The organism is Komarekiella delphini-convector SJRDD-AB1 (assembly GCF_014831675.1).
Lineage (GTDB): Bacteria > Cyanobacteriota > Cyanobacteriia > Cyanobacteriales > Nostocaceae > Komarekiella.
Genome location: NZ_VJXY01000007.1, coordinates 125296 through 139263 on the forward strand (window position 1 = coordinate 125296; position 13968 = coordinate 139263).

Annotated in this window: 9 protein-coding genes; 5 read left to right on the plus strand and 4 right to left on the minus strand. The window is 39.7% G+C overall.

Features of this window, described 5'->3' with window-relative positions; genetic code table 11:
* Window positions 1-42: 42 nt before the first annotated feature.
* Together FNW02_RS09025 and FNW02_RS09030 are read right to left on the minus strand one after the other, a co-directional pair.
* Entirely contained in the window at window positions 43-5904 is a 5862-nt protein-coding gene (locus FNW02_RS09025) for an AAA family ATPase (protein WP_191757215.1), read from the minus strand.
* 174 nt (window positions 5905-6078) lie between these two features.
* Window positions 6079-7500: an NADP-dependent isocitrate dehydrogenase gene (locus tag FNW02_RS09030; protein ID WP_191757216.1), complete on the minus strand. Its 1422-nt coding sequence runs from the start codon at window positions 7498-7500 to the stop codon at window positions 6079-6081.
* A gap of 377 nt (window positions 7501-7877) precedes the next feature.
* On the opposite strand from FNW02_RS09030, the gene FNW02_RS09035 reads away from it, so the two are divergent.
* From FNW02_RS09035 to FNW02_RS09050, 4 genes are all read left to right on the plus strand, one after another.
* The gene (locus tag FNW02_RS09035) at window positions 7878-8606 is read left to right on the plus strand and encodes a GUN4 domain-containing protein (RefSeq protein ID WP_191757217.1); all 729 of its coding nucleotides are present in this window, start codon (window positions 7878-7880) and stop codon (window positions 8604-8606) included.
* A 25-nt stretch (window positions 8607-8631) separates the two neighbouring features.
* Window positions 8632-8850: a type II toxin-antitoxin system HicB family antitoxin gene (locus FNW02_RS09040; RefSeq protein ID WP_191757218.1), complete on the plus strand. Its 219-nt coding sequence runs from the start codon at window positions 8632-8634 to the stop codon at window positions 8848-8850.
* Window positions 8850-9074 (plus strand): type II toxin-antitoxin system HicA family toxin, encoded by a 225-nt coding sequence (locus tag FNW02_RS09045; protein WP_191757219.1) that lies wholly within the window; start codon window positions 8850-8852, stop codon window positions 9072-9074. The genes FNW02_RS09040 and FNW02_RS09045 overlap by 1 nt, the downstream gene beginning before the upstream one ends.
* 73 nt (window positions 9075-9147) lie before the next feature.
* Entirely contained in the window at window positions 9148-10251 is a 1104-nt protein-coding gene (locus tag FNW02_RS09050; RefSeq protein ID WP_191757220.1) for an ABC transporter ATP-binding protein, read from the plus strand.
* A gap of 44 nt (window positions 10252-10295) precedes the next feature.
* On the opposite strand, the gene FNW02_RS09055 is transcribed toward FNW02_RS09050, so the two are convergent.
* On the minus strand, window positions 10296-10742 hold the full coding sequence (locus FNW02_RS09055) for a hypothetical protein (RefSeq protein WP_191757221.1): 447 nt from the start codon (window positions 10740-10742) through the stop codon (window positions 10296-10298).
* A gap of 212 nt (window positions 10743-10954) precedes the next feature.
* Here FNW02_RS09055 and FNW02_RS09060 point away from each other — a divergent pair, with 212 nt between their 5' ends.
* On the plus strand, window positions 10955-12790 hold the full coding sequence (locus FNW02_RS09060) for a sensor histidine kinase (RefSeq protein WP_191757222.1): 1836 nt from the start codon (window positions 10955-10957) through the stop codon (window positions 12788-12790).
* A gap of 89 nt (window positions 12791-12879) precedes the next feature.
* Here the strand turns inward: FNW02_RS09060 and mtnA are convergent, their stop codons facing one another.
* Window positions 12880-13941 (minus strand): S-methyl-5-thioribose-1-phosphate isomerase, encoded by a 1062-nt coding sequence (mtnA, locus tag FNW02_RS09065; protein ID WP_191757223.1) that lies wholly within the window; start codon window positions 13939-13941, stop codon window positions 12880-12882.
* Window positions 13942-13968 lie beyond the last annotated feature (27 nt).

Here is a 13968-nt window from a genome sequence, read left to right on the forward strand (position 1 = left end):
ATTGAATTGGTATAAAAATATGTCGGTTCTTGAAAGAATCAACTATACGCGAATCTCGATTACAAACTCTGTTCCCTCACCAAGAATAGAATTACAACTCAACTTACCACCGTGGGTTTCTTCAACAATTTGACGAGCGATCGCTAATCCTAATCCTGTTCCTTTGCCAACTTCTTTTGTAGTAAATAAGTGATCAAAGATACGCGCTTTAATCTCCTCTGGCATTCCTGGGCCATTATCTTTGATCCGAATTACTACCGTATTTTGGTTGGTAGACACTTCAGTGGAAATAATAATTTGCTGAGGGTTGGCTTGTAATTGGGCAAATGTTCGTCCAACACTTTCTGTATCAAATACATCAATTGCATTGGCAAGAATATTCATGAATACTTGATTTAACTGTCCTAAAAAGCATTTGACAAGCGGTAATTTACCATAATCTGTAATCACCTGAATCGCTGGACGTTTGTCCGATGCTTTCAGGCGATACTTCAAAATCAACAGTGTACTTTCAATACCTTCATGAAGATTGCAAGCAACTTTTTCAGATGTATCGGCTCTGGAAAAAGTGCGAAGACTAGTGCTAATTTCTGTAATGCGTTCTGTCGCTACTTGCATCGAACTTAGTAGTTTTGGTAAGTCCTCAGACAGAAATTCTAGGTCAATATCTTCTGCATGATCAATAACTATGGGTGCTGGAGTGGGATGATGTTGTTTGAGCAATTGTATATGGGCAAATAAATCTTGGATATATTCCTCGGCATTGCTAAGACTGCCTTTGAGAAATCCAATGGGATTGTTAATTTCGTGTGCGACCCCAGCAACTAAATTACCTAAAGTTGCCATTTTTTCATTTTGCACCATTTGTAGTTGAGCCTGCTGGAGTTCTTGCAGTGTTTGTTCTAACTCCTGAGATTTCTGACGGATTTCTGTTTCAGCTTGTTTGCGATCGCTAATATCTCTAAAAAACCAAATCCGACCGTAATAATCATTACTATCCGACCAAACTGGAGCAGAATAACGCTCTAAAATACGTCCATCCTTAAGGTAAATCTCATCGTAACTTGTTTCCCTAGGGTGGTCATAAAGATATTCAACATTACTCAAAAAAACTTCTGGGTGTGATATTTGGTCAATAACAAATCCTAAAAGTTTTCTGTCGTCCCTAGTTTGAAGTAATGCCTCTGGAATTTGCCAAACTCGACTAAATCGTTGATTATAAGCGCTGATCTTGCGGTTTTCATCAGTTAATAAAATACCATCAAAGGAAACTTCTTGTTGAGCAAAAAAAATAGCATTACTTCGCTGAAGATCTGCTAGAGATTGAGTAAGTTGAATTGCTTTTTCTCGTTCCTTGAGTTCTGATTGCTGCAAAGTTTGATAGAGTTTGGCATTTTCTAAAGAGATGGCAGCTTGAGCACATAATAGTTGGATAACTTCGGTGCGATCGCTCGTAAATGCGCCAATAGTCAACTGATTTTCTAGATACAACAACCCGATTAATTTTCCCTGATGTACAATCGGCGTACATAAAACACTCTTAGGTTGTTCTTGTATCAAATATGGGTCAGCTATAAAATCGATTTGTTTCGTTGCATCATCCAATACAACCGTTTTTAAGCTGCGTTTAACATGATTTACAACTGTGGAGGGAACAGCTTGACAGTATTCCAAAGGTACAGACAGCATGGTGACAGTTTCATTCATGCTGGCTACAGCTTCAATTATTAAGTTACCGTCTTCAATTACAAGCAGAACAGCCTTTTTTGCTCCAGCATTTTCCATCACCACTTGCATTAAGGTACAAAGCAATTGTTCTAGTTGAATTTCACTAGAAAGGGCTTGTGAGGCTTTAAGGATGGTAGTTAAATCTAGAGATCCAGAAATACTGCTACTGCTAGGGCGGCTGGTTTGAATGGTTTGATTTAGGAATGAAGATGAGGTGACGGTGGAAATGCGCGTTTCACCTAGTTGAAAGCGATGCTGTTGCGCTTGCAAGATAGGAGCAAGGAGTTGAGGATAGCGTTTTTCTAAGTCTTCGATTTTAGCTGAGCTTCCCCAACGAGCATAACAATAGTAGGCTTCTTGCATGTAGGATTGAGCTACCTTTTCTTTACCCCAGTCGAGGTAGAATTTGGCTGCTAGTTCATTTGCTAAGGCTTCTTCTTGAATATAGCTGTTTTCTTTAGCTCCCTTGATAGCGTGATCATATAGTTCCATTGCTTGATGGTTTTGCCCACACATCCGCTCTTTTTCTGCTTCAATTAAGTGGAATTTGTGCAAACAATTCATTGGGGCATGATGTGCCCATAGTTTCATTTTTTTCTGATTAACTGCAACTCGCTTTTGAATCTGTTTGTGCTCTGGTTGTGAAGCATTTGAATATATAGCAAGCTGTGATAGAGAGTCATAAAAGTAAAAATTAACAACAGGTTGTAGTGCCGTTCCAGCTTCCAAATATTTGGCGGTCATTTCTGCCTTTTCAACGGCTCCGATATAATCACCGAATAGATAACGCAGAATGAGCTGATTGACATAGGAAAAGAAAAGCCCAGTGCCATCGCCCTTTTGCTCTTGAAGTGCAGGTTGTTTGTCTTCGTTGTAGCTATCACCAATTAGATAAGCAGGGTTTAGCGATCGCCCCAATAAATTCAATGCAATTTGATGATAGATGCTAATGTAAACAAAAGCATTCGTTTGCTTAAATTGATTTACTGCCTCACCATACAAGCGAGTCTCATGCTCAACTTTTGTCAGCTCCTCACCAATTGAATATAAATGTAGAGAACGGACAAGAATAGCCCAGGATGCATATTCTACATCCCCAGTTTCTAGTCCACTTTGATAGGCTGTAAACAATGGATTAATAGTTTCTTTAACATGTCCATGCCAATGGTTAATAAAACAATTAACCATAAATAGCGTCTTACATTGTTGTTCTTTAGCATTGAATATATCTAAAAGCTGGAGAGCCAATTGACCAAATTGATAACCTGTTTCTATATCCAGTAAAATTCCACAGTGAATTAGCCCAAACCAGCTATAAGTAAATGCTGATAAAGACGTATTGCCATATTTAACAGATAAATTAACTTGCTTAAATACCGTTAACGGCAATAAATCAGGATGCCCGATATACGCAGCAGATAAAGCACTAGAGAGAATCCGCATTGCTGCTAGCTGGTTGGGATTACTCATCCGAGGCAGATTTACCAAATCCACAGGCTTTTTCCCAGTTAGAGCTAGTTTTGTAGTGGTAAGTCCTAATAATGTTTCTATTTTTTTCGGTTGTTTAGGTAGCCGAATACCTAACTTTTGTAGAACTGTTAATGCAGTATTAATTGCTTCTTGAAGTTGATTTTGGGCAAGATATGCCTGAATCAGAATTTCGTAAGCTTTTACTTGATCAAGTAATGATTTAGCATGTTGTCTAATTATGCTAATATGTTGCTCCACTTGTTCAAATCGCCCTGTTAAATAGGCTAACTCTGCGGTTTCTTCATGTAAACTCAATATCAATTCATAATGAGATTCCCAAGCATTTTGGTTCAATAGTTCAATGCCTAAGCTCAAGTATTTATCAGCAGACTCGTATGCTGTGGTAGCCTTTGCCCTGTGTCCGGCAATAAAGTTTAGTTTGGCTAATTCATCTTTTTGAGATGAATCATGAAGGTTTGAAATGCCTATATTCAATTGGTTGACAATATCAAAAATGTTAGATTCAAGTTCTGTTTGAGGAGTATTTTGCAGTAGTAATTGACCAATTTTTTGATGTGTAGATTGTTTTTGCTTTTCTGGAATTAAGGAATATGCAGCTTGTTGCACGCGATCGTGCAAAAACTTATACGTTACCGCTTGTGAACCTTGAGCTATATCCTGTATTTCTCGCCCAACGTAGAACTTGTAAATTTCACTTTGAGGCAAGATTAAGCCCTCTTGCAAGGCTTTCCACAGAGCTGTTGCAGTTTCGGTTTCTGACTTTTGAGACACGATCGCTAATGTCGCCAAGTCAAATTGATTACCAATACATGCCGCTAATTTCAACACATCTTGCGTCACCTCTGGTAACTTCTGCAACTGCAATGCCATGAACTCGACAACATCATCCGATAGTGCTAACGCCTTCACCTTTGCAATATCACACTGCCAATTTCCACTATTAAAATCAAACTGAATCATCCCATCTTCATACAGCACTTTTAGAAATTGCGTACTGAAAAATGGATTACCTTGAGTTTTTTGATACACTAGAGTGCTCAACGATTGCGCTATTTCTGGCAAACAATTAAGAGTATCAGCAACAAGTTGATTTAAACTTTTTGTACTCAGTGGAGCTAAAGTAATTGTATTAATATTAGTGTTTTCTTTACCAATTTCCTTTAGAGTCAACATCAAAGGGTGGGTAGTAGAAACTTCATTATTTCGATAGGCTACAATTAATAATAAATACCCACTCTCTGACTCGCTCATCAACAACTGCATTAACTTCAAGGATGCGGAATCTGTCCACTGTAAGTCATCTAGAAAAATAACTAGTGGGTGTTCTTTTGTCGTAAATACTTGGATGAACTTTTGAAAAAGTAAATTAAAGCGATTCTGCGCCGCTGTTCCCGACAGTTCTGTTGCAGGAGGTTGTTTGCTAATAATTTGTTCTAGTTCGGGAATGACTTCAATAATGACTTGCCCATTGTTACCAAGGGCTGCTAATATTTTGTTTTTCCAACTTAACAATTGGGCATCACTTTCACGGCTCAATTGTGCCATTAAGTCACGGAATGCCTGTACAAAAGCTGAGAAAGGAATATTGCGATTAAATTGGTCAAACTTGCCTTTAATGAAGTAGCCACGCTGACGAACAATTGGTTTATGCACTTCATTAACGATCGCTGTTTTACCAATACCAGAAAAACCCGCTACCAGCATGAGTTCTGTCTGATTATTAGTAATGTGATCAAACGCTTCTAAGAGAGTTTTGACTTCTTCTTCTCTACCATAAAGTTTTTCAGGAATTAGGAAGCGATCGCACACATCTCGTTGAGCAATTGGGAAATCCTCAATTTTGCCAGTTTCTTGCAGTTGATGTAAACAAGTTTCTAAATCATATTTCAGTCCTAATGCACTTTGATAGCGGTCTTCGGCATTTTTTGCCATCAATTTCATCACGATATCCGAAACCGACTTAGGAATTTTAAGTTGCTCCAAAGCAGTGGGTTCTTTGGCAATATGACAATGCACTAACTCCATTGCATCGTTCGATTGAAACGGTAAATTTCCTAACAGTAACTCGTAAAAAGTTACACCCAAAGAATAAAAATCTGTGCGGTAGTCAATCCCGCGATTCATCCTTCCTGTTTGTTCTGGAGATAAATAGCCAAGAGTCCCTTCCAATACATTAGGACTCATCAGAATTTGAGTTTCTCGTGGTAGTAAAGATGCAATACTAAAATCAATAAGCTTAACTTGCTTAGTTTCTGGATGAATAAGAATATTAGCGGGTTTAATATCTTTATGAATAATCCGATGGCGATAAAGTAAATCTAATGTATTGCACAGAGCGATCGCAATCTCCAAAAACTCTATCAAACTCACCCCATCCTTAGATTTCGCTGACCATTCTTTTAAGGAAATTCCCCCAAAGTCTTCCATTACCAACGCAGAGCTATTCTGGTATGGTTCTAAGCTGTAGGTTTGAATGATTCCAGGTAAATTGAGATTTTTGGCAATAGTATACTGATTACGAAACTGCACTAGTTCGGTGAAACTAGGATAAGGATTCTTCAACAGTTTAATTACTACAGGTTTTTGGTCACTCTCTCGAAAAGCACGATAAACCTGAGTTCTAGAACCGTTGTAGAGTTCTTCGCTAACTTGATATCCGGGAATGATGACTTGGTTGCTAACCATACTACTAAATCCTTGAGATGCCTGGATTTAGTGTTCCCGATACACGAAACAATCCATCACCAAAAACCCTTTACCTGCTTTTGGATAACATAACGTATATTAAAAAATTGGCAGAAAATTTTGTAGAGACGTTGCATTGCAACGTCTCTACAAATCACCATTCCCTAATTCCCATTACCCAAAATGTTGAATAATCGCCTCAGCAAATTCAGAACATTTTAAGGGTTTAACTGGTGGTTCTAACAACCGTGCTAAATCATAGGTAACTTGACTATTAGCGATCGCATCCCCTAAACCTTTCTTAACTAGGTCTGCGGCTTCTTGCCAACCCAAGTACTCTAGCATCATCACACCAGACAAAATCACTGAACCAGGATTAATCCGGTCTAACCCAGCGTGTTTAGGCGCAGTACCGTGGGTTGCTTCAAAGATGGCACAGGCATCACCAATATTTGCCCCTGGGCCCATTCCTAACCCACCAACAATTGCAGCAGCAGCATCAGACAAGTAATCACCGTTCAAGTTCATCGTTGCCAGAATTGAATACTCATCGGGTCTGGTTTGGATTTGTTGAAAAATGCTATCAGCAATTCGATCATTTACTAATACCTTGTCTTTCCATTTACCATTGCCGTGAGTTTCCCAAATTGCGTTAAGAACGTTTTCAACCTCCTTGACAATTTGCACTTGTTTCTCTGTGGTCAGGCTGTCAAATCCTGGATCAATTTGACGGGCGTTTTCTTCTAAAGAAATATCGGGGTTATTTTCCTTGTTACTCAAAATCCAAGATTCCCGTTCAGTAACAGTAGAGGCACGAAATTCGCTGGTTGCCAATTCATAACCCCAATCGCGGAAAGCGCCTTCGGTGTACTTCATGATGTTGCCTTTATGCACCAAAGTCACTTGTTGCTTGTGTTTGGGCAACAGCAGGGCGTGTTTGATAGCACGTCTTACTAGGCGTTGAGAACCGCTTTTGCTGATTGGTTTGATACCAATGCCAGAATCAAGGGGGATTAGTTTTTTGCCATGTTCTGGGGTGGCGGGGATCAGTTCTTCGTTGAGGATTTTAATTAAGCGATCGCCGATTTCGCTACCTTGACGCCACTCAATACCTAAATAAATATCTTCCGTATTTTCCCGATAAACAATCACATCTAGCTTTTCAGGATTTTTGTGAGGTGAGGGTGTACCTGCATAGTAGCGGCAAGGACGCACGCAGGCGTACAAGTCAAAAATTTGCCGTAATGCTACATTCAAAGAACGAATACCGCCCCCAACTGGAGTGGTCAGCGGCCCTTTGATAGCTACACCATATTCTTGAATTGCTGTTAAAGTATCTTGAGGTAAATACTGGTATGTACCGTATAAATCACAAGCTTCATCTCCAGCGTAAACCTTGAACCAACTGATTTGACGCTGGCCCTTATATGCCTTTGTTACCGCAGCATCTAGTACTTTTTGGGTAGCAGGCCAAATATCTATACCTGTGCCGTCGCCCCGAATAAAGGGGATAATTGGATTGTCAGGCACAACAGGCTCACCATTTTTGAAGGTGATTTTTGCTCCAGTTGTGGGGGGAGTAATCTTATCGTACATACTTCACACGCTCCTAATTAATACGCCGTTGAGCATTGGGCATGGTGCATTGGGCATTGGGCATTGATTAGTTATTCACCTAGTCCCTAGTCCCCAGTCCCCAGTCCCCAGTCCCCAGTCCCCAGTCACTAGTCCCCAATCTCTAGTCCCCAGTCCCCTTAAACAAATCATGAGGCGCAGATTTCCCCTTATTCCCCTTGTACAGCATTTGGGGGTTTTGTGGATTTCAGTGAAACCATCGTAATTTTGTACGATCAAAAATAGTAAACTACTTTTCGCTATCAGTGTTTCGCCTTAGAAAACCCCGATAGCTGCTCGCCTACGACGCGCCTTCAAAGGTGAACACTTTTTCACTGACCGCTAACACTAGTAATGGCATGACAGACCCAATGATTGTATCAGGCAATGCTAATGACATCGACTCTCTCCGCCTTCAGTTAATCTCTGGGTCTGAAAAAGCCCAACAACAAATCATCTCACAGTTGGCTGACCTGGATAATGAAGGATTAGATGTGTTGATGGAATTTTTGCTGCAACGTCGTGATTACCCCGTGACTTGGGTTGATGGCAAAGCCTACCAAGTCCTTTACAGCTCTGATGCACCCAAAGCCAAAGAATTCATGCAAACTAATTTTCCTGAAGGAATTGTACCTCTAAAATCAGAGTGCGGGATTAATTACAATCCCTTGCAACAGCTACTTGCCCTCCAAGACTTTCAAGCAGCCGATCGCGAAACTCTACAAAAAATGTGTGAACTAGCAGGGCCAACGGCTGTACAAAGAAAATGGTTATATTTTACTGAGGTAGAAAATGCCCCAGTTGTTGACTTGCAAACCATTAACAACCTGTGGTTAGTCCACTCTGAGGGTAAGTTTAGCTTTTCGGTGCAGCGAGAAATTTGGTTGAGTTTAGGAAAAAATTGGGACAACTTCTGGTCGAAAATCGGCTGGAAAAGTGGCAATAACTGGACACGATACCCACATGAGTTTACCTGGAATTTGAGTGCCCCCAAAGGTCACTTACCCCTCTCCAATCAACTGCGGGGAGTACGAGTGATGTCTTCTCTACTATCTCACCCTGCTTGGTCTACAAATCTAGAAAAATGATTTTGAGTTGAAGTAAAAAGAAATTATGATCAATGCCAACAAGCGAGAATTCTACGTCATCATCGAACGAGATGAGGATGGCTACTATGTCGGAGAAGTTCCTCAGCTAAAAGCTTGTTACAGCCAGGGAGAAACAATTGATGAGTTAATGGTGAATATTAAAGAAGTAATTGAACTTTGTTTAGAATCAGAAATTGATGAGACAATACTAGAATTTATAGGTATTCAAAAGGTAGTAATTTAATGCCAAAACTACCAAAATTAGCAGGCAAAACAGTTATTAACATCCTTAAAAAAATAGGATTTGAGGTGGTGCGTCAAAAAGGTAGTCATGTGCAAATGAAACATGACGATGGACGCTTAGTAACTATTCCTGTTCATGCTGGTAAAACTATTGGTAGTTTGCTACGCAAGATACTGCGCGATGCCGAACTGACAAGGGAAGAGTTCATAGCATTGCTGGAATGAGAGTATTGAAGGAGTTTCCCCGCCCCTGTCTCCATCAATCCCAATTTGCAAATCTAAAATTCCAAATCGGCTTATGGCAAAAGTTCGTCTAGAAGACATCAAGCGAAGATTTAACAATGTCACCGCTATCGAGGATATTAGCTTTGAAATTCCCGATGGAGAGTTTTGGGTTTTGGTTGGGCCATCGGGTTGTGGTAAGTCTACAATTTTGCGAACGATCGCCGGTTTAGAAAGTGCTACTTCTGGCAAACTCTTTATTGGCGATTCGCTAGTAAACAATGTCCCAGCTAGACAGCGAGATGTAGCAATGGTATTCCAAAACTACGCTCTTTATCCTCACATGACGGTGGCACAAAACATTGCATTTGGGTTGCAGATGCGGAAAGTTGACTCGAAAATCATTCAAGAACGGGTGGTGAATGTGGCGCGATCGCTTTCTCTCGAACAGCTACTAAATCGCAAACCCAAACAACTTTCTGGAGGACAACAACAACGGGTAGCTTTGGGAAGGGCGATCGCCCGCGAACCACAAGTATTTTTACTTGATGAACCTTTGTCTAATTTAGATGCCCAATTGCGAGACGATACACGGGCAGAATTAAAACAACTACATCAAGAATTAGGTATCACAACTATCTATGTAACCCACGATCAAGTTGAAGCCATGACTTTGGCTGATAAGATTGTGGTGCTCAATCGGGGACGGATTCAACAAATTGGCGATCCTCAAAATATTTATGCGCGTCCTGCTAATCAAATGGTGGCAGCTTTTTTAGGCAATCCCCCAATGAATATTTTGCCAGCAATCTATAAGGATGATGGTTTTGATGTCTCTGGGCAATTATTAGCAATTCCATCATATATGCAGGATAATTTGCGTTTACCCCAAGGACAAAACTTTAATTTGGGGATTCGTCCAGAGCATATTTTTATTAATGAACCGCAACAAGCAGCAGAAAACCAGAATCAGTTAGTAGTGGAAGTTAAAGTAGTTGAACCTTTGGGGAGAGAAACTTTAATTCGTGCAGCTTTAGTCAAATCAGCGGCGTTGCTAAATATTCAAACAAGTGGGAATGTGCGTCTGCATCCAGGCGATCGCCTTTCTCTGCAACTGGATTTAAATGAGTTGTTTGTATTTGATCCCAAAACTGGCATCAGAATCTCACCTCAAGAGTAACTCTAGGTAGTTTCAATTAAAAATGCACAATTAAATAAGAGTCCTTAATTTGGCTTGAGAATCTCCATCTTTGTGATCAGATATTCTTTTCGGGTTTTGCCACAGGGTTCAGCACTTTGACAATCATTAACTGATTCTAGTTTATAAAAAACACGTACTTTCTTATTTACAAAAGTTGCTTGTTCTGCACAGATCTCAAATGATGCACCCACATTATGCTCAGTTCCATTTTCATCTATTAGGGTAGCGTAGCACATAAGATCACCATTGACTAACTCTTTGACTGTGCCAATTTTGGGTTTTTCGCTTACAGTAGTCTGAGTTGTGTCAGTTTTATTTTGAGTGCTTGTTGAAGTTTCTTGTATAGTTGCTGTTTTAGATTTTTCAATCTGATTTGTTTGAGTTTCTGCTGTATCAGTTTGCGAGTTCCCGCAACTCGTAATCCAAAAGAAGCAAATAATTAATGGCATGATCAGAATTAATTTTTTCATGAAGTTAATTAGGTAGCTGTTATTCCGACTTTTCAAGATACATACAATAATTTATAAGAATATAACCAAGCTTATTAAGAGCTAGCAACACCTAAAGAGAGAATTTGTTAGTATTTTAAGAAAAGTTACATCTATTTAAGTGTTTACTTGTAATCAAAACGTGGTGGATATGGGAACGCTAATTATATAAAACACTTAATTTTAAAAGACGAATGACCTTATTCAAAGTCGGTCAATGGTTTGAAAAATTGAAGGTTGGACAAAAAATCAGCCTTGGGTATGCCCTAACTTTGGGGCTGACAATTGTTGGTACAACGTTGGGGGTGGGACTGACGCACTATTATCAATACGTAGCGCAAGAAATACAAGAAGATGCCCTGGAAGAATATCAACTTTTGACCCGTTTACAAACCGACTTGCTGCAAACGCGATCGCGCAAACATGAATTTATCCCAGTCCTCAAAAAACCTGAAGAATTGGAGAAACGGTATGCTCTCTTTTTAAAATACTACTCAGATTTCAAGCAGGCGTGGCAAGAATTTAAGGACTCTGAGGGAGCAACCAAGGACGAAGAAGAAAAGGAATTACCAGGCGAAGCAGAGAGAACAAGGGAGTTTATTGAGAAATACGGAGAGGCTACAGAGGCTTACGTACATCAACTAGATAGACTTTTACAGCAAATTAGTCTTGCTAAGTTAAAACCCGAAAATATCAACACGGTTCGGATACAAATTGAACAATTTAATGAAAATTCTGTACATCCCCGAATGGAAGGATTTTTGGAAGGTTTGGCCGAAATCATCAAGTTTTCTCATATAGAGTATGACTTAGCACAAACAACCCTTGAAACTTCTAGAAAATTGCAATTAAAAATTATTGTAGGAACTTTGCTGTTTTCTGGATTAACTGCACTGATTTTGGCAATTGCGACGACTCAGGCTATTGCTCGCCCAATTCAAACTCTTACTAGAGTATCTCAACGCACTGTTCAGGAGTCAAATTTTGACTTGCAAGCTTTAATTAAAAGTGAGGATGAGGTAGGTATACTTGCTTCTTCATTTAATCAACTAATTGCTTGGGTAAAAGAACTCCTGCAACAACAACAAGAAGCCAATGAAAAGTTGGAGTTAATTAATCAAAATTTAGAACTAACAGTTGCAGATAGAACCCAAGAATTAAATGATAAGAATACCTATCTTTTGGAAGTTATAAAAGAATTACATGATACCCAAACCCAAATGATCCAGAGTGAAAAAATGTCAGCTTTGGGTCAAATGGTAGCAGGAATCGCGCATGAAATTAATAATCCAGTCAGCTTTGTTTACTCTAATCTTGATTATATTCAAGAATACACCAAAGGCTTACTGCAATTAATACATCTATATCAGCAGTATTATCCAAATTCACCGCAAGTAATTCAAGAAAAAATTAATACTATTGAACTCGACTTTCTGATAGAAGATTTAAATAAAATTCTTCAATCGATGGCAATAGGCACAAAACGTATTCGGGAAATTGTTTTGAGTTTGCGGAATTTTTCGCGCTTAGATGAGGCTGAATTCAAGTCTGTAGATTTGCACGAAGGCATAGACAATACTTTAATGATTTTGCACCATCGTCTTAAGGCACAGTCTCATCGTCCATTAATTCAAGTTATCAAAAAATATGGTCAATTGCCTTTAGTTGAATGTTATCCTGGACAGTTGAATCAAGTATTTATGAATCTACTTTCTAATGCCATTGATACTCTAGAAGAGTCAGTTGTTAGCAACAAAATATTGAGCATTTGGATTACTACTGAAGTTTCTTCAGAAAATCATGTGTTAATTTCAATAGCCGATAATGGTTCTGGAATACCAGAACATATTCGTAGCAAGCTATTTGACCCATTTTTTACTACTAAAGATGTTGGTAAAGGTACGGGCTTAGGTCTATCTATCAGCTATCAAATTGTTACCGAAAAACATGGTGGAAAAATCTGGTGTGAATCAACACTAGGACAGGGAACAAAATTTTTAGTTGAGATTCCAGTGCGTTTAGTTTTGTAAAAAGTTATTTGAGACGAAAACTCTCAGCGCCAGATTCCTATTACTCAACCAACCAAAAATTTACGAAAAAAAAGCAGTATATACGCGCATTATCTGATTTGTTTTAAATGAGATTTTGCTAGATTTGCTGGTGCAAAAGCACCATTCTCTGTAATTATCGCTGTAATTAATTCAGCTGGCGTAACATCAAAAGCTGGGTTGTAATAATCTATGCCAGACGGTGTGATAAGAGTGTCGCCAATTTGGTAAATTTCCTCTGGGTTACGCTCCTCAATCGGAATTTTGCCACCATCAGACAACTCAAAATCTACAGTAGAAAGGGGAGCCGCAACGAAGAAAGGAATATTATGTGATTTGGCTACGATCGCTAAACTATAAGTACCAATTTTGTTAGCAGCATCACCGTTAGCGGCAATTCTATCAGCACCAACAACTACGGCATCTATTAAACCCTGCTTCATGCAATGAGCAGCCATGTTGTCAGTAATTAACGTAACTGGAATACCTTCTTGGACGCATTCCCAAGTTGTGAGTTTTGCACCTTGCAGACGGGGACGGGTTTCGTCGGCAAACAGACGCGCTAAACGCCCTTCTCTCCACGCCGAACGCACAACACCCAATGCTGTGCCGTAACCAGCAGTAGCTAACGCCCCGGCGTTGCAGTGGGTAAGTATCGTCAGCTTTTCTGGAGTATTGGGCAAAACTGCCAAACCGCGATCGCCGATCGCCTGACAAGTTTGTAAATCTTCAACATTGATAGATTGAGCAGTTTGGAAGAGGATTTGTTTGATTTCATCTACTGTTCCCAGGGTTTCGTAGGCGGCTTTCATCATGCGGCTAATTGCCCAAAATAAATTTACCGCTGTCGGACGAGTAGAACGCAACAACTGGGCGACTTGATCTAAGCGATCTAAGAACTGATGGCGATCGCTTGTCTCAATTTCTCTGGCTCCCAAATACATTCCATACGCCGCAGCCACACCAATTGCCGGCGCACCGCGAACAATCATCGTTTTAATCGCCTGTGCCATATCTTCACTGCGGTGAATTTCCACAAATGCATATTCGTTAGGTAAACGAGTTTGGTCAATTAGTGATACCGCGTTGTTGTGCCAAATAACGGGATAAACCTGGTTTGTAGAAGATGTCATAAGGTATTGGGGATTAGGGACTAGGGA

What these genes read in the sequence shown, in the direction of transcription:
- FNW02_RS09025 (WP_191757215.1), bottom strand. Translation starts at nt 5,904, where the DNA reads ATGGTTAGCAACCAAGTCATCATTCCCGGATATCAAGTTAGCGAAGAA.
- FNW02_RS09030 (WP_191757216.1), bottom strand. Translation starts at nt 7,500, where the DNA reads ATGTACGATAAGATTACTCCCCCCACAACTGGAGCAAAAATCACCTTC.
- FNW02_RS09035 (WP_191757217.1), top strand. Translation starts at nt 7,878, where the DNA reads ATGACAGACCCAATGATTGTATCAGGCAATGCTAATGACATCGACTCT.
- FNW02_RS09040 (WP_191757218.1), top strand. Translation starts at nt 8,632, where the DNA reads ATGATCAATGCCAACAAGCGAGAATTCTACGTCATCATCGAACGAGAT.
- FNW02_RS09045 (WP_191757219.1), top strand. Translation starts at nt 8,850, where the DNA reads ATGCCAAAACTACCAAAATTAGCAGGCAAAACAGTTATTAACATCCTT.
- FNW02_RS09050 (WP_191757220.1), top strand. Translation starts at nt 9,148, where the DNA reads ATGGCAAAAGTTCGTCTAGAAGACATCAAGCGAAGATTTAACAATGTC.
- FNW02_RS09055 (WP_191757221.1), bottom strand. Translation starts at nt 10,742, where the DNA reads ATGAAAAAATTAATTCTGATCATGCCATTAATTATTTGCTTCTTTTGG.
- FNW02_RS09060 (WP_191757222.1), top strand. Translation starts at nt 10,955, where the DNA reads ATGACCTTATTCAAAGTCGGTCAATGGTTTGAAAAATTGAAGGTTGGA.
- mtnA (WP_191757223.1), bottom strand. Translation starts at nt 13,941, where the DNA reads ATGACATCTTCTACAAACCAGGTTTATCCCGTTATTTGGCACAACAAC.